This is a genomic window from Ruminococcoides intestinihominis (assembly GCF_040096285.1).
Taxonomy (GTDB): Bacteria; Bacillota; Clostridia; order Oscillospirales; family Acutalibacteraceae; genus Ruminococcoides; species Ruminococcoides intestinihominis.
In genome coordinates this window covers 23,714-39,992 of sequence record NZ_JBBMEY010000001.1, presented here as the reverse complement: position 1 = coordinate 39,992, position 16,279 = coordinate 23,714, and the positions used below count along the sequence as shown (strand labels likewise).

Here is a 16,279-nt window from a genome sequence, read left to right as displayed (position 1 = left end):
TGAAAAGTTGGTAGCGTTATCTCTTGCTATAGCCGGTTTAGTTGTTGTTATAGACCAGGTTATTAAATATTTTGTAGCTATGTATTTACCACAAGCCGGTGTTGTTACTGCAATTCCACATTTATTAGATTTAAATTATGTTGAAAATCGTGGTGTTGCATTTGGTATGTTTGAAAATATGAGGTGGATTTTTGTTGCTCTAACTTCAGTTATTATTGTAATCCTACTTTATATAATCATTTTCAAAAAGATTAAGTCTAAAATGTTTTTAATATCATCAGCATTGATTATTGGTGGTGGTATAGGCAATTTAATTGATAGAGTCCTTTATGGATATGTAATAGACTATTTGCAACTTTCTTTTTTTAGTCCGGTATGCAACTTTGCCGATTATGCAGTTACGGTTGGTACAGTACTGCTTGTAATTTATCTACTATTTATGTCTGATAGTTCTAAGAAGGAGAATAAGGTTGAACATTCTTAATTACATTATTGAAAATGAAAATCAAGAAGTTAGAGTTGATAAGTTTCTTTCTGATACTATAGAAGATATGTCTAGGTCATCAGTTGCATCAATTATTGAAGATGGTGGACTGTTGGTTAATGATAAATTACAAAACAAAAAGTATAATCTTAAAATCGGTGATAAAGTCCAATTTACTGTTCCTGACCCTGTAGAGTATACTGTTGAGGCAGAAGAAATACCACTTGATATTGTTTATGAAGATAGTGATTTGTTGGTAGTAAATAAACCTAAGGGTATGGTTGTTCATCCTGCACCCGGAAACTATACAGGTACTTTAGTAAATGCACTGCTTTATCACTGTAAAGATTCCTTATCAGGTATCAATGGTGTATTAAGACCCGGTATTGTCCATAGAATAGATAAAAATACAAGTGGACTTTTGATTGTAGCAAAGAATGATTTTGCTCATAATAAACTTGCTGAACAAATTAAGGAACATAGCTTTAAGCGTGAATACCAAGCCATTGTTTATGGCAATGTTAAAGAAAATGGTACAGTAGATGCACCTATTGGCAGAAGTAAAAAAGATAGAAAGAAAATGTGTATTACCTATGAAAATTCTAAGAATGCAGTAACTCATTATGAAGTTATACAGAGTTATGGCAATTTTACTCATATTAAATGTATCTTAGAAACAGGCAGAACACATCAGATTAGGGTTCATATGGCTTCAATCGGTCATCCGGTAGCAGGTGATGATGTATATGGACCTAAGAAAGTTATTACAAAGCTAAAGGGTCAATGCCTACACGCTAAGGTTATTGGATTTGTTCATCCAAGAACAGAAGAGTATATGGAGTTTAATTCAGAACTTCCGGTATACTTTAGAAAATTTTTGCAAGAAATTCAACAATAAATTGTGATATTTTTTGTAAAAACACTTGCACAATACAAATTATTGTGTTATTATATATAGGCATTTGGAATCTGTCGTTATACGATAGGAGTCAAATCGAGGTCATTGACCGAAAATTTGAAGCGGGTATTCCTCTGCTACATAGGCAAGAATATCTGAAATTACAGGAGGAAATAAAATGGACGCATTAAAAACTATTGCAGCAGCTTCAATGAAAGAATCTTTCCCAGAATTCAATGTTGGTGATACAGTAAAGGTATCAGTTAACATTCGTGAAGGTGAAAGAGAAAGAATCCAGATGTTCGAAGGAACTGTTATCGCTAAGAAGGGTAGTGGCGTTGCTGAAACTTTCACAGTAAGAAGAGTTTCTTACGGTGTTGGTATCGAAAGAGTATTCCCAGTACACTCACCAAACGTTGTTGACGTTAAGGTTGTTAGATACGGTAAGGTTCGTAGAAGTAAGCTATATTACCTAAGAGATAGAGTAGGTAAGGCTGCTAAGGTTAAGGAACAAATCAAAAAGTAATTAAAGGGGACTTCACGTCCCTTTTTTTACTATCTAAACGAAATTAGACGAAGAGAGATATAATGGATAATAATTATACAATTAAGACAAAATCAGCACCTAATTGGATATATGATTGGACTAAGTCAATTATTTCAGTAATTTTTGTTGTTCTGATTATTCTTACTTTCTTTTTTAGAATTGTAAATGTAGACGGAACATCAATGTACAGTACTCTTTATGATGGTGATAAACTATTTGTTTCAAGTTTTCTATATACACCTACTGATGGTGATATTGTTATTATCAGCCATGGTCAGTATTTAGATGAACCTATTGTTAAGAGAGTTATTGCAACTGAAGGCCAAACTCTAAAAATTGACTTTGACAAAGAAAAGGTTTATGTTGACGGTAAAGAACTTAATGAACCTTATGTATCATCAGAATTAATACCCGGTGATGCTAAGATTCCTGAGGTTATACCTGAAGGTAAAATCTTTGTAATGGGTGACAACAGATATGTTTCTAAAGATAGTAGATATGTTGAAGTAGGATTAATTAATGTGAAAGATGTTATTGGTAAAGCTCAGTTTACATTATTCCCATTCAACCATGCAAAATACTTATACTAATAGGTGATACTATGCAAAGCAGAAAAAAAGAAAAGTATTTTGACAAGTCTAAGAAACAGCCGAAAACAAAAGTTAATAATAAAGAAGATTACATAGTAGTCAACAATAACCCTACAGTTGGATTTTTCTATTACTTAGCAAGAGCAATTATAATGGCTGTTGTTGTGATTATCATTATTCTTACTTTCTTCTTAAGAATTGTAAATGTTGATGGCAGATCAATGATGAATACACTTATTGATAATGATAAGGTAATTGTTACTAATTTTATGTACACACCTAAGGATAACGACATTGTTGTAATCAGCCATGCTAAGGAATATGATAAGCCTATTATTAAGAGAGTAATTGCAACTGGAGGACAAAGTCTTAAAATTGATTTTGAAAATCAGAAGGTCTATGTTGATGGCACATTAATTGATGAACCTTATGTTAGCTCTGAACTAAAAGAAGGTAATACAGAAATTCCATCAGTAATACCTAAAGGCAAAGTATTTGTAATGGGTGATAACAGACTTGATTCACTTGATAGTCGTTACTCAGAAATCGGACTTATTGATGAAGAGAATATTATTGGTAAAGCACAGTTTGTAATTCTTCCAATTACTAGAATTCAATATTTATACTAATATAAGCACCTTTTCCTTTGAAAAGGTGTATTTTTTTAAGAAATTTAAAATAATACTTGATTTTTTTCTTAATTCAAGTTATAATTAGTAGCGTTGTGGAGAGTTGTCCGAGATGGCCGAAGGAGCACGATTGGAAATCGTGTAAACCATTAAAGTGGTTTCGAGGGTTCGAATCCCTTGCTCTCCGCCAAGAAATATATCAGAAACCCAGTATTTATCGCACTTTTAGCCGTTTTGGTTATGGTGCGATATTTACTTTTGTGGCTAAGAATTTTGTATGCAAAATTTGATTTTCCTAGAGGGTTTTTCAAGACTTTCCTAAAGAGTGTTTTCTAACATTTAAAATATTTGTTACAACAATATATAAAATTACATAATTAATAGAGGAATTGCCAATAATTGAAGTTGAAATATAGCATAATATAGACTTAAATAATCATAAAAGGTAAATGCTATACACGACTAGGCATAGTGTAAACTAATTAAGTGAGAATATCGTAATTAATATTATAATTATTGGTATAATAAGAATAATACGCAAAATTAGGCTGTACTTAACCTGTTATTTACCCTTTTTCAAATATACAAATCGTTATAGAACATTATATGTTTCCTTAAGAAGTCTATAATAGAAAATCATATCTTTAATCAAAGCTGTTAGCAAGTGCTAGCAGCTATTTTTATTCTAATCATTAGTCAAATACAACAGTAATAATAACTATACAATAAAATTATTATTTATATTGACATTTATTTTGTATTGTAGTAGAATAATGTTACATTAAGTGACAAAATTAAACAAACTCTATAATAATACGCATAGGATGTGTATTTATTGTTAAATTGTTATCAGTATTCAATGAGGAGGAAAATATAATGAGTGCTATCTCAAAATATTATACTTTAGGTATGGATGAACTTTCAGAAGCTGTTGTTATATTTAAGAAATGTTGCAATAAGATTAACACTCATCAACTAATAAATAGTAATGCAACTGTGAAATTCGATAAATTACATAGTGACTTCTTGAATACAGCCAATAGCTTATTAGTCAATTATAATAGCATGCAGCTTGATGAGATAGAAAGTATGTGTAAAACATTGATTATTATAAATGCTAAAATACAGAAATTGTTGCTTATAAAAAAATACATTAATAATAACAAAGATAATAAGAAAATTCGTAAACAAGTGGGAAATGAATTACAAAATGTAAATTATATGTTGCCTTCATTTAAAACAGCTCATGATATTTTCTTTGATAATCATTGTTTTCCTATCACTGTAACCTTATTTGTAATCACTTTACTTTCATTTATTTTCAGTACAATTTATTGTGGCTATTATATTTTTGCTCTATTTTTTATAATATTGCTAATTCTACTTATCATAGGTTCACTAATTAAGTTTAAGAAAGAAACTAATTTAGATAGGATTTATCGAAATATTAATTCTAATAAATATTTTGAAAGAATGAAAATGAAAAAAGCAAATAAATCTCTTAATAGTATTGCACATTTAGTTATGAGGTTAAAGGGTTAGATATTAACATTATTGCAAATTCTGTTTTAAAATTGTAATACAATATTAGATAAATTAATATTTGTTTTTATTTTTTTATTATAGGCGAAGTTTTTTATTTCCGTTTAAAAAAGTTATGAAAAATTTTCTTTTAGTGTTATTGGGTACTTGTAATGCACTTGTAGTTTTAAATGAAAACTAAGAACTAACATATAAGATGGGCTTTATTTCTGTTCGGAAGGAATATGATGTAAATACACAGTTTGGAGATGATAAAGAAGATATGAAAATTAAATAATTAATAATGATAACGAGGTGATAGTTTTAGAAATTAGTCAAAGCAGAAAAATATAAATAAAATATCATATTTCGAGGAGTATATGATTAAAAATTAAAACGGAGGTTTAAAATGAAATGTAAATTGCGGAAATGTTTATCTACAATTTCTATCATCCTATGCTTTGCAATGATTTATTTAATTCCAATGAATGTTGTTGCTTTAGTTCAGGATAACAGTAGTCAAAATTCTAACTTAGAATCTAATAGTGCCGACTTTAGTAATGTTAAAAGTGAAACGGACGAAATAGGCGATATTGTCAGTGAAGATAGCGAGCAGAGAACTGAGAATTCTAAAACATTCTTGTTAGATGATGGAACAAAAATGTTTGTTGATTACGGTGAGCCTGTTCATTATAAAAACAGTAAAAATGAATGGGTAGATTATGATAATACCCTTGTTAAGTCTAATGACAATTCAACATACAGTAATAAAGAAAGTGATGTAAATGTATCCCTTTCAAAAAATACAAGTAGTGACAGTTTGGTTTCAGTTGAAAATGACAAACACGAAATTAGTTGGAATTATGATGACGCTAACAAAAGTAACATTGTAGTTCAGAACGGAAAAACTAATGACGATAAAAATGATACTGCTTTAGATAATATTACTTCAAATGCTGAATATAAGAATATTTATAATAATGTTGACTTGCAATGCAATGTTACAACAAAAGGTGTAAAAGAAAATATTGTTCTAAATAGCCCAAATGTAAATAATGAGTATGTTATTTCGTATAATATTGGAAAACTAACTCCTTAATTAAAAGATGATAATACTATTGATTTGTATAATGGAAAGAATATTGTGTATACAATTTCAGCACCATATATGGTAGATGCAAATGAAAAGTATAGTGAGAATATATCTTTAGAAATTTTAAATCATAAAGATGATACTATGCAGGTTAAATTAACAGCTGATAAGGATTTTCTATTATCATCAGATATTAAATATCCTGTAACTATTGATCCGGAAATATCTTCCGGCCAAGCACTTAATACTAGTTATTCATATATAGGATATGGTACATCATCTCCAAAGTATAACCCACCATATACTTTATCATCTTCTGAATATATTAGATGGGTTATAAATAAATTACCTACGCTTACTTCTTCTCAAAAAGTAATTAAGGCTACATATTCATATTCTATTGAAAAAATTATAGGTGATGTATCAGAAAGTAATCCTTTTATTATTAAGCTACATAATTATAAAAGTACTTCACCTTATTATGATAGTATAGTAATAGATTATTCAGCAATAGCTGATTCAAGTAATGATGTATCTTTTGATATTACTTCATTAGTAAATTCATGGGCTACCGGTGAAAGTACAAATAATGGCTTTATTCTGGAAGCTAAAGATAGTGCAAAAACAAGAACCGTAAATCTATCAATCGGTGATAAAACTCATCATAAGCCAATGTTTACAATGGTTTATAAAGACTTTACAGGTAAAGAAGAAAGTTTATCATATCATACTGTTTCTGCCGGTAGTAAAGCTGATGTAAATATTAATGATTATCTTGGAAATTTAGTAGTAAATCAGAACTTTTACGAAAGCAAAGCAGCTAGAATGCCACTTTCACTTTCAGCAACATATAATAGTTTTGATTATGATAAATGTTATCAAGATTCAATGATTGGTTATGGTTGGAATTTTTCTTTTAATCAATACATTGAACCAATTACAGATACTAACTTAAATACTGGTGATAATCCATATCAATATGTATATATCGAGTCAGATAGAAGAAAACATTATCTTAGAGGTGAAGGCAATGCACCAACTGAATGGGAAGATGATGAAGATTTAGGTTTAAAATTAACTAAGACAAGTAGTGGATATATCCTTGAAAAAGATTCAGAAAAGCTTTATTTCCAGTCTAGCAATGGTAAAGGTGTTTTATATAAAATCACCGAATTAGATAATGAGAAAAATCATATTGTTTATGGTCGAAATAGTAGTGATGGATATATAAACTATATTTATGATTCTACAAATCAAACACAAGCTACTTTTACAACAACCACTATTAACAGTAAGAAGTATATAACAACTATTAATCTTCCTAATTCAAGAAAGGTTAATTTATCATATACACAGTCAAATGGAAAAGTACTGTTGACTAAAGTTAAATTACCTGATAACAGTTGTTCAAATTATACTTATGATAATCTAGGTAGATTAATTTCAGTAAAATATACAAAAGAAGACGGTTCACAAGTAAAAACAGGTTCTTCATATTCATTAACTTATAATACTGCTAATAAAGTTACTAATATTACTGAAAGAAGTTCAGAGAATAAAATAGGTAATTATCTAAACTTTGAATACAAAGCTGATAATACAACTAAAGTTACAGATAGAAACGGTTCATCAGAAACATATACTTTTGATACTGATGGAACAAAAGTTTCAACAATGAATGCAAATGGTTATATTTCAAATAGTCAAAGTTCCGACCTTACTGTTACTAAAAGTAAAGATAACTTTATTAAGAATTATCTTGATGAAACATCTGACTTTTCCGGTATTAAAAACAATGATGGCTATTACTATAGCGAAAGTTCAAATCCTGATAATAAGTATAGTTTAGATACCGATACAAAATACTTTGGTACAAATGCTATTAAAATCTATAACAAAGATAAACAAGACAAGGACAGTGTGATTTATCACAATATTAGTCAAAAATCATTGTTAGGTAAGTACGTTACATTCTCTGCATATGTTAAGGCTTCTTGCGAAAATAACGGTACAGGCAAATTAAATCTGGCTATTCAGTATAAGGACAATTCAGAAGAAAAAACTATTGATGGTTTTGCAGTAAGTGATGAGATTAATTGGAAAAGAATTAGTGTAACTGCAAAGCTTCCATCGACAGCAACTGATGTAAAGGTTCTTTTAAAGTCAAACGGTAAGAATTATACTACATGGTTTGATTGTTTACAGTTAGAAGAAGGCGAAACTGTAAATGATTATAATGCATTGAAAAACAGTGATTTCACTAATGCAAATAATTGGTTTGATAATAGTAACAATAAATTTGCATTTACATATGGCAGACCATACATTTTTGGTGCACCTTTATATGTGAAAATGAATAGTGATGAAAATGATACTACCGATTCAACTACAGAAAATGCAACCGGTACTACTGTTAAGGAAACCACACAATCTGTTCAATCTACTACTGTAGTTAGTGAACATGATGTGGTTGACACTACAGATGCATACGGAAATGTAGTAAAATCAGTAGAAGGTGTATATAACAGAGTATATGAAGTATATAGTGATACTGATAATTCAGAAAATTCCGGTAATGATAGTGATTCAGAAGATACTACAAGTGAAGAAAATACTGATAAGACAAATTATTTAGCTAATAAGTATATATATCAAAGAGTAAATGTAAATGCTAAGAATGTTTCATTTGTATTAACAGGACAAGCACAAGGTATTTCTGTTCCTTTATCAAATGAAAATAGAACTTTTGGTATAGCACTTAATGTTTATTATCAAGGAGAAGATACTCCTGAAAGTCATTATCAATCATTTAATTCTAATACAACCTCTGTACAGTCAGTATCATTGTCAGTTACACCTGAAAATAGTGAAAAGCTCGTACAATGTGTTGACTATGCATTTGTTTATGGTTATAATAGTAATACAATGATACCAAGTAATGCCATGTTAAAAGTTATGGTATCACCTGAAACTACTTCAACTGATAGTGCATCTTCTTCTAGTGGGGATGATAATACCCAAGGTACAACAAGTGCAAGTAGTGAAGTTGAATATGGCGATATGCTTTCTGAAGAATTAGACACTTCAAAATCATATATTAAGTCAGAGTCAACATATGATTCAAAAGGTAACTATGTAACAGAAGAAACTGATGAAAACGGTAATACTACAAAATATACATATGATGCTAACGGAAACAAGTCTTCCATAACTAATGGTAATAATGTAGAAACATCATATACATATGATTCTTCTGATAATGCCACTTCTATTACAACAGGTGGTGCAAGCAATAAGTATGATTATGACTATCAAGGTAATGTTGAGTCAATATCACATAATAACTTTTCTTTTAAGTTTAATTACAATGAATACAACAAACTCTTATCAACATATGTTGGCGATTCACAGATAGTTTCCAATACATATAGTCCATATAACGGAAATTTATTGAAAGTATCATATGCAAACGGTAGTGTAATATCATATACATATGATGAGTACAATAATGTTACAAATATTAAGTGTAATGACAATACTATCGCTAAGTATACTTATAACAAAAACGGTCAAATTTCTGTTTGTGATGACTCCGAAAGTGGAGAAACAACTTATTATTACTATGATTGTAACGGAAACTTAGAGAGTCAGTTTATACTTGGTAAAGACAGCACCCTTGCAAATAGTGTTACAACCGATGAAAACGGTAATACTGTAGAAAAAACAGAAATCGGAAATAACACGAGAACAATAACAAGTGGTACTGATAGTGACGGTAAATCATTTGTTGATTATAACGGACTAAAAACAACAGAAGAAAAAGACGAATTTGGTAGAGTTACATCTGTCTTAACTAAATCAAAGCATTCACTAAATGTTGTTAATAAGTATATTGGTGATGAAAACTTTGATGATGAAGATAATGTTAATGCTAATTCTACTGATACCTTATCATCAAGGAATATAAATAAACAAAGAGTGTTATTTGATGGTCGAGTTGTATCAAAATATGAGTATGAATATGATAACAACGGTAATATTACTTCTATTAAAAAAGATGGTAAAGAAGCACATAGATACAAGTATGATAAAAAGAATCAGCTAACTGAGGAATATGACTATGTAAATAACTACTATATAAATTATTCTTTAGATGGTAATGGTAATATTCATTCTGTTAATACACAAGCACTTGATTCGGATAAACATCCTACCGGTAGCGTTCATGGTAATGTATATTATTATGAAGATAAACAATGGTGCGACAAATTAACTAGAGTCAATAATATCGGTTATATTACTTATGATGAAATCGGTAATCCATTGAATTATCGTGACGGTATGTCATTTACGTGGAGAAACGGTAGATGGCTTTCAACAACAACATTAAATGATGATACAAAGGTAACTTACCGTTACAATGCCAACGGAATGAGAACTCAGAAAAAAGTAGGTTCAAAAGTAACTGACTATTATTATGATAGTAATAATAATCTAATTGCTCAAAAGACCGACAATGCAACACTTTTCTTCTACTATGATACTGAGAATAGCCCTGTAGCTTTATCTTACAATGGAAAAATGTTCTACTATGTAAAGAACTTGCAAGGAGATATAGTAAAAATCCTTGACGAAGATGGAAATGAAAAAGCCAATTATGTTTATAACGCATGGGGTAATATTCTGTCACAGTCTAATGATGAATTATCTTCAATTAATCCACTTCGTTATCGTGGTTATGTATATGATGAAGATACTGCAATGTACTATCTTCAAACTAGATATTATGATCCGTTTACAGGTAGATTTATTAATGCTGATAATACTGTATTCATTGGTTCATCAGGTACTGCAATTGGCGATAATATTTTTACCTATTGCGAAAATGATCCTGTAAACAATGTAGATTATACTGGTCAATGGTTTTATTCATTAAAAAAATATTATGATTACAATTTTAAGAAATATATGATTATTTCGCCAATTCTTTGGTATAATTTTTTAGAAAGTTATGAAAAATTATGTAAAAGAAATAAATATAATAAAAATTGTATTGGTAAATATTCTTCCTATATTTATGGTCAAGCAAATTACCCAGTTAGTAATATGAAATATGGTAAAAGTGAAAGTAGAATATCGAATGTGGGTTGTGAATTAGTAGCAATATATAATGCATTAAAAAAAATGAAAAAGTTTATGAATTTCTCTCAAATTATATTAGAGGCAGAAATGAATGATCTTGTTTGGTATAGAGGTAAGTTTGGCACTCATCCAAGAAAGATAGGCAGATTCTTTGATGCACATAAGATTATTTATGTACAGTCAAATAATATTTATGATTTTAAACATGATATGAATAAGTACAAAATTGGAATAATATCTAAATGGAATAATGATTCTTCAACTGGTATCCATACTTTTTTTGTTGTAAAAAAAAGTAAAGACAAGTGTTGGGCATATAATTATACCAATAACGCTAGAGATACAAAAGTTGTAGATCTAACAAAAATTAAATCTTGGAAATTTGTTGTTGGATATTGTTTTACTTGAGGTGATGTAATGAAAAGAAAATATATTTTTATATTATTTGGTGCAGTTGCATTATTTTCATTATTGCTTATTGGTTATATGATGTATAACTCTTATTCTCTACCAATTCAGGGTGAAGAGGTTCGCAAGGAATGGTTATGTACTAATAATAAAATGAAAATTGTAAGTTATTCAAATAAATTTCCATATGATGTTTTTTCTATGAATAAGATTTTTATAGATGGTGAAGAGTATTCTTATGAACCCTGTGATGGTAAGCAGTTTTTAGTCGCTGAGGATTATTATACTGGTGAACCCAAAATAATGGAAGGTCACTGTTCCTCTAACTCTGATGGTAGTATTACATTGCATATTGATAGAGTTTATTCCAAAAAATATAACGATTTAAGGAATAATGATTATGTCTTTTATGAAACTGATGGGTAATCCTAAATATGAAACTATCATGATGGTATGTTTTTTACATTGAAAATGGTAGATGTGTTGTCCACAACTACTCTAGGTGATGGTACAGTGTAATATTTTTCTTCTATTATGACATTTATAATAGACTTGTTAAACCCCATGGTCTAATTATCCATTAGTAACAATCAATTAAATCTCCCTTACTCATTAAAAATTGAGTAGGGGAGATTTTGGAAAAATGTTCTACTATGTAAAGAATTTGCAAGGAGATATAGTAAAAATCCTTGACGAAGGTGGAAATGAAAAAGCTAGTTATGTATATAACGCATGGGGTAATATTCTATCACAGTCAGAAGATGAACTATCTTCAATAAATCCACTTCGTTATCGTGGTTATGTGTATGATGAAGATACCACTCTTTATTATCTCCAAACCAGGTACTATGACCCACAAACAGGTAGGTTTATCAATGCTGATGATACTGCGTATATTGGTGCTACTGGTACAGTTTTAAGTGCAAACATTTTTACCTATTGCGAGAATAATGCGATAATGTTTACGGATTACAATGGTCAGCTATTAAAAGAAGAAAAAGAAGCAGGACGTAAATTCTGGAAAAACTGGGTTGTATCTACATTAAAGAAAAAGAAATGGACATATTCAGCAACATTCTTAGAACATAGTCTACGCGATAAGCCATCAAATCTTTGGTATAATTCTTCAACGGCTCTATCAAAAAAATAAAAAAACAAATGAATTCAAAAATTTAGTTAAAAAAGTGAGGAAAAAACATAAAAATAAATGGGTATCCAATTATACGTGTTCGTTAGTATATAATTCCGGAGATTTGTTAGGGGCGTTTCACAACATCAGTGTAACAGTGAATGAAATGCGGATAAATGGTTGTCGATATTTTCAGTTTTTATTAGAAGATAAGTATGATTTTAAACTAGAGAACTATTCAGGAAATTGGGCAATTAAAGTTGGAAATAATATGGCTTTGGCTGATCAAAATCAAGGTATTATTGTTCCATATAAAATTTATGTTATTGTTTATGCTAAAAGGTGATTATTAATGATTGCAAGAAAGAAGATATTAATAATAATTACATCTATAATATGCGTGTTTGGTTTATTGACAACAATTATTTTTTTGAGAAAGTATAATTCGCCGCAATTTGTCATAACTGAAATAAATCAAACGCTGAAACTATCTATTCCTTATAATGACATCACGTTTTTCGAAAAGAATGGCGGTGGCTTTCATGGTGACGGAGACATAATAGTGATACTCACTTTAAATAATGAAGAAAATAAAAAATTTCAAAACAATTTAGATGACAGGTGGATGAAGTTAGAGCAAAAAAGCGAAATTTACAACTACTTATGGAGTTCGGAAACTACACCCGGAGAAAAGGCGTTTGGAGGTATGTTAAACAAGAGATTATCTCCTGCAACTGACACGGTATTCATTCTCTGTGACTATCCCAATAATAAAACAAATGAAGAAATCAATTTCAATGATATTTTTGATTTTTATTATGTTGGGTATTCTTATGAAAAAGGTGAGATTTATATTCAAAAGACAAATATATGAGTTTGATTTTAATTACCTTATATAGAATCAAAGTTATTTTTATCGCAAGTGTTTGACTTATAAAAATCTGTAATAAAAGAAGAGTTGACAGTATTATCTACTACAGCTTTATCTTCTATGTCTTAACAATATGATAGGCTGAATTTAGGTGATTAAAAGACAAAACAAGTTTGTATTAAAATAGAGGGTAATATACAAGCTCCGTTATCGTGGTTATGTGTATGATACAGATACAGGTCTGTACTATCTCCAAAGTAGATACTATGACCCAAAAACCGGTAGATTTATTAATGCTGATGATACTGCGTATATTGGTTCTTCTGGTACGGCTATTGGTGATAACATTTATGCATATTGCGAAAATGATCCTGTAAACAATGTAGATTATACTGGTCAATGGTATCATAATCTGAGTTCTTATTACAAAGCTCATAAGAAAATGTATGAGGGCTATCCTGATGCATGGCAAGCATTTTGTACAAGATATAATAAACTTAAAAAAAGATATAAAGACAATCGGTCTGCTCTAGGTAGATTTAGTGGGTATATCTATGGACAAAAAACAAGAAAGTTAAAAATTTAAAATACGGATCTAATAATGCTACGGTTGCAGGTGTAGGTTGTGAACTTATTGCGATCTATAACACTTTAAAGCGTTTAGGAAAATTTCAATATTTCTATCAAGTTATGCTTGAGGCTGAAATGAATGATATGGATATGCTTGGTGAGCTTTGGGGTACAAGCCCGTTAAGTATTGCAGGATATTTTGATTTTCATAAGATAAAAAGAGGCATGTACCAAGGAGAGTCAACTTTTGATCGTTTTATAAAGTCAATTAAAAAAGCAAAAATTGCTATTATTTCACTTTGGAACGATCATTTTTATAATGGTATTCATACTTATTGCATTGAGTATGATAAAAAATCCAAAAAGTACAATGCATATAACAAAGATGTTAATAGTACTTATAAAACAAAAATCAATATTAAGTCTTTTGCTAAAAAAGAAAAAAGCAATTTTATAATTGGTTTTACATTTTGACGAGGTAAATATGAAGCGTTTAAAAACATCAACTAAAGTTATTATTTTTGGCTCTGTTTTTTTAATTTTATTAACAGTATTTTTTAGTTTTTTAAATTATAATATGCATACATATTTAGATAGTGGTGAAGAATATAAACAAAATTGGTATTGTAAGGAATATAATTTTTCATTTTCAAGTTACGGCAAAAATTTTCCTGAAGCTAGAGGAGATCAATGTAAAAATGCAACTATTAACAATCATAAGGTAGATGTTATGGTTGAGTACGATTGCTTTTATATAGGAAAATATTATACAGTTACAGAAAATGGTGAAAAATATACTGATTTTAAAAGTTATGCTTCTGCATCTTCTTATGATTACTCATGGGGAAAACTAACTGTTAAAATAGATAAAGTTGAGAATAAGAAATACAACTACCTCAAAGGGAAAACCTTGATTTTTAAGAAAAACAAATAGAACTATTTAAATGATTCTATTCATTAAAAAAATCTTTAATGTAAGATAATAGTAGTAATTATCTAATTGCTGATATTATGATTCCAATAACAGTCCGGTGGCAATGACTTATAACGGTAAGATGTTCTATTATGTAAAGAACTTGCAAGGTGACATAGTAAAGATTCTTGATGAAGACGGTCAAGAAAAAGCTGATTATGTTTATAATGCTTGGGGAGATATTATATCTCAATCAGATGATGAATTAGCTTCTATAAACCCTCTTCGTTATCGTGGTTATGTGTATGATGAAGATACTGCAACGTGTTATCTTCAAAGTAGATATTATGACCCAACAACAGGTAGATTTATCAATGCTGATGATACTGCTTTTATCAGTTCTTTGTGTATTGTGAGAATAATCCAATAAACTTATATTATTATACAGGTAATTGTAGTTATTTGGATGGTGGGATAATTAAAATTTAACGAATACCATTCAACACAAAATTATAAATAAATACGGTATTAAAAAAGGTGATTTGCTTTATTTTGATGGTAATGGTGATGGAATCTATACGCACGCTTCGATAATTAGTTCAATAATTAAAGTAAAAGGTAAAAAATAATTTGTTATGCAGCTCATACTGTAAACAATTTCAATAAAAATTATTAAGTAATAAGGATAAAAAGAATCCTAAAAAAATAAAGGTAAAAGGAATAGTACTGTCAGTATATTACAAATGAAATGAGTGGTCTAGAATGATGGTGAAATGGAAAACAGTAATAAAGTATGGGATTTTAATTGCTATTTTGTTATTGCTGGGTTTGAATTTATACAAAACATATTCTTTTGATGCTGAAAAAGAATATTTAAAGTTAAAACTAAATTTTGTTATGGAAAATGCTTATGATACATATGGTGAAAGGTTAAATGAGGAGTACACTGGTTTTATATCAAAAGATGATTTCAAAAGTTTGGATTATCGAGATGATAGGGAAAGCGTAAAAAGAGAAACAAATAGTTGTTATATATCTGACATTAAAATAACTGACAATAAAGCGGAAGCTGAATTTAGATATCATTATACATCTTATGATAAAAATGATCAATTGGTGTCTAGTAGTGGCACTTGGTATGAACCGATACCAATATTTGTTGAGTTAGAGAAGAAATCAGGGCAATGGAAAGTTACGAGTGTGACAGAAGAAATTTTTCCTGATGAGTCAAAATAAATGATGTATGTGTATTTCTTAAATCAACTGCGCAATGGAATGAGAAGTCAGAAAAAAGTAGGCGCAAAGGTAACTGACTATTATTATGATAGTAATAATAACCTAATTGCTGAAAAAACTGACAGTGCAACACTTTTCTTCTACTATGACACTTATAACGGATTTGTTGAAACAATAGTCTAATTGCCTAGTAGTTACAATCAATTAAATCTCCCTTACTCATTTAAAAATCGGGTAGGGGAGATTTT

General features: G+C 29.4%; 16 protein-coding genes, 1 tRNA gene and 1 pseudogene. All 18 read left to right on the top strand.

Annotation, left to right across the window (positions count from 1 at the left end; all coding sequences use genetic code 11):
• Positions 1 to 7: 7 nt before the first annotated feature.
• The 18 genes and pseudogenes from lspA to WMO18_RS00150 all read left to right on the top strand — a co-directional run bounded on the left by lspA (position 8) and on the right by WMO18_RS00150 (position 16,214).
• Positions 8 to 484 carry a signal peptidase II gene (gene lspA, locus WMO18_RS00235; protein WP_211148164.1) on the top strand — a complete coding sequence of 159 codons (477 nt, stop codon included), beginning with the start codon at positions 8 to 10 and terminating at the stop codon, positions 482 to 484.
• Positions 477 to 1,382, top strand: a complete 906-nt coding sequence (locus WMO18_RS00230) for an RluA family pseudouridine synthase (protein ID WP_211148167.1) — start codon at positions 477 to 479, stop codon at positions 1,380 to 1,382. Before lspA ends, WMO18_RS00230 begins: the two co-directional genes overlap by 8 nt.
• 178 nt (positions 1,383 to 1,560) lie before the next feature.
• Entirely contained in the window at positions 1,561 to 1,908 is a 348-nt protein-coding gene (gene rplS / locus WMO18_RS00225; RefSeq protein WP_022506425.1) for a 50S ribosomal protein L19, read from the top strand.
• Between the two features lie 62 nt (positions 1,909 to 1,970).
• Positions 1,971 to 2,519, top strand: a complete 549-nt coding sequence (gene lepB, locus WMO18_RS00220; protein ID WP_294670231.1) for a signal peptidase I — start codon at positions 1,971 to 1,973, stop codon at positions 2,517 to 2,519.
• Between the two features lie 11 nt (positions 2,520 to 2,530).
• Positions 2,531 to 3,148, top strand: a complete 618-nt coding sequence (gene lepB / locus WMO18_RS00215; protein WP_211148166.1) for a signal peptidase I — start codon at positions 2,531 to 2,533, stop codon at positions 3,146 to 3,148.
• Between the two features lie 97 nt (positions 3,149 to 3,245).
• Positions 3,246 to 3,338: transfer RNA gene (locus tag WMO18_RS00210), tRNA-Ser, on the top strand.
• A 686-nt stretch (positions 3,339 to 4,024) separates the two neighbouring features.
• The gene (locus WMO18_RS00205; RefSeq protein WP_329979911.1) at positions 4,025 to 4,690 is read left to right on the top strand and encodes a hypothetical protein; all 666 of its coding nucleotides are present in this window, start codon (positions 4,025 to 4,027) and stop codon (positions 4,688 to 4,690) included.
• Between the two features lie 388 nt (positions 4,691 to 5,078).
• Complete coding sequence (locus WMO18_RS00200) at positions 5,079 to 5,768, top strand: hypothetical protein (protein ID WP_367286218.1); 690 nt, start codon at positions 5,079 to 5,081, stop codon at positions 5,766 to 5,768.
• 45 nt (positions 5,769 to 5,813) lie between these two features.
• Positions 5,814 to 11,312 carry an RHS repeat-associated core domain-containing protein gene (locus tag WMO18_RS00195; protein WP_367286217.1) on the top strand — a complete coding sequence of 1,833 codons (5,499 nt, stop codon included), beginning with the start codon at positions 5,814 to 5,816 and terminating at the stop codon, positions 11,310 to 11,312.
• 9 nt (positions 11,313 to 11,321) lie between these two features.
• Positions 11,322 to 11,738, top strand: coding sequence for a hypothetical protein (locus tag WMO18_RS00190; RefSeq protein ID WP_329979915.1), 417 nt, complete (start codon positions 11,322 to 11,324; stop codon positions 11,736 to 11,738).
• A gap of 217 nt (positions 11,739 to 11,955) precedes the next feature.
• A complete protein-coding gene (locus tag WMO18_RS00185; protein WP_329979916.1) occupies positions 11,956 to 12,462 on the top strand; it encodes an RHS repeat-associated core domain-containing protein in 507 nt (168 codons plus the stop codon).
• A gap of 331 nt (positions 12,463 to 12,793) precedes the next feature.
• Positions 12,794 to 13,315, top strand: a complete 522-nt coding sequence (locus WMO18_RS00180; protein WP_367286216.1) for a hypothetical protein — start codon at positions 12,794 to 12,796, stop codon at positions 13,313 to 13,315.
• 190 nt (positions 13,316 to 13,505) lie between these two features.
• Positions 13,506 to 13,898: an RHS repeat-associated core domain-containing protein gene (locus WMO18_RS00175; protein WP_367286227.1), complete on the top strand. Its 393-nt coding sequence runs from the start codon at positions 13,506 to 13,508 to the stop codon at positions 13,896 to 13,898.
• A 119-nt stretch (positions 13,899 to 14,017) separates the two neighbouring features.
• The gene (locus WMO18_RS00170) at positions 14,018 to 14,356 is read left to right on the top strand and encodes a hypothetical protein (RefSeq protein WP_022505007.1); all 339 of its coding nucleotides are present in this window, start codon (positions 14,018 to 14,020) and stop codon (positions 14,354 to 14,356) included.
• A 10-nt stretch (positions 14,357 to 14,366) separates the two neighbouring features.
• On the top strand, positions 14,367 to 14,816 hold the full coding sequence (locus WMO18_RS00165; RefSeq protein WP_367286215.1) for a hypothetical protein: 450 nt from the start codon (positions 14,367 to 14,369) through the stop codon (positions 14,814 to 14,816).
• A gap of 85 nt (positions 14,817 to 14,901) precedes the next feature.
• Positions 14,902 to 15,225, top strand: a pseudogene (locus WMO18_RS00160) (RHS repeat-associated core domain-containing protein); the annotation flags it as partial.
• A 332-nt stretch (positions 15,226 to 15,557) separates the two neighbouring features.
• On the top strand, positions 15,558 to 16,031 hold the full coding sequence (locus WMO18_RS00155; protein WP_367286213.1) for a hypothetical protein: 474 nt from the start codon (positions 15,558 to 15,560) through the stop codon (positions 16,029 to 16,031).
• Between the two features lie 39 nt (positions 16,032 to 16,070).
• Positions 16,071 to 16,214 carry a hypothetical protein gene (locus tag WMO18_RS00150; RefSeq protein WP_367286212.1) on the top strand — a complete coding sequence of 48 codons (144 nt, stop codon included), beginning with the start codon at positions 16,071 to 16,073 and terminating at the stop codon, positions 16,212 to 16,214.
• Positions 16,215 to 16,279 lie beyond the last annotated feature (65 nt).

Bases quoted from the DNA above. Each gene is read 5' to 3' on its own strand.
- rplS (WP_022506425.1), top strand. From the start codon at position 1,561: ATGGACGCATTAAAAACTATTGCAGCAGCTTCAATGAAAGAATCTTTC.
- lepB (WP_294670231.1), top strand. From the start codon at position 1,971: ATGGATAATAATTATACAATTAAGACAAAATCAGCACCTAATTGGATA.
- lepB (WP_211148166.1), top strand. From the start codon at position 2,531: ATGCAAAGCAGAAAAAAAGAAAAGTATTTTGACAAGTCTAAGAAACAG.
- WMO18_RS00205 (WP_329979911.1), top strand. From the start codon at position 4,025: ATGAGTGCTATCTCAAAATATTATACTTTAGGTATGGATGAACTTTCA.
- WMO18_RS00200 (WP_367286218.1), top strand. From the start codon at position 5,079: ATGAAATGTAAATTGCGGAAATGTTTATCTACAATTTCTATCATCCTA.
- WMO18_RS00190 (WP_329979915.1), top strand. From the start codon at position 11,322: ATGAAAAGAAAATATATTTTTATATTATTTGGTGCAGTTGCATTATTT.
- WMO18_RS00185 (WP_329979916.1), top strand. From the start codon at position 11,956: ATGTTCTACTATGTAAAGAATTTGCAAGGAGATATAGTAAAAATCCTT.
- WMO18_RS00180 (WP_367286216.1), top strand. From the start codon at position 12,794: ATGATTGCAAGAAAGAAGATATTAATAATAATTACATCTATAATATGC.
- WMO18_RS00170 (WP_022505007.1), top strand. From the start codon at position 14,018: ATGAATGATATGGATATGCTTGGTGAGCTTTGGGGTACAAGCCCGTTA.
- WMO18_RS00165 (WP_367286215.1), top strand. From the start codon at position 14,367: ATGAAGCGTTTAAAAACATCAACTAAAGTTATTATTTTTGGCTCTGTT.
- WMO18_RS00155 (WP_367286213.1), top strand. From the start codon at position 15,558: ATGATGGTGAAATGGAAAACAGTAATAAAGTATGGGATTTTAATTGCT.
- WMO18_RS00150 (WP_367286212.1), top strand. From the start codon at position 16,071: ATGAGAAGTCAGAAAAAAGTAGGCGCAAAGGTAACTGACTATTATTAT.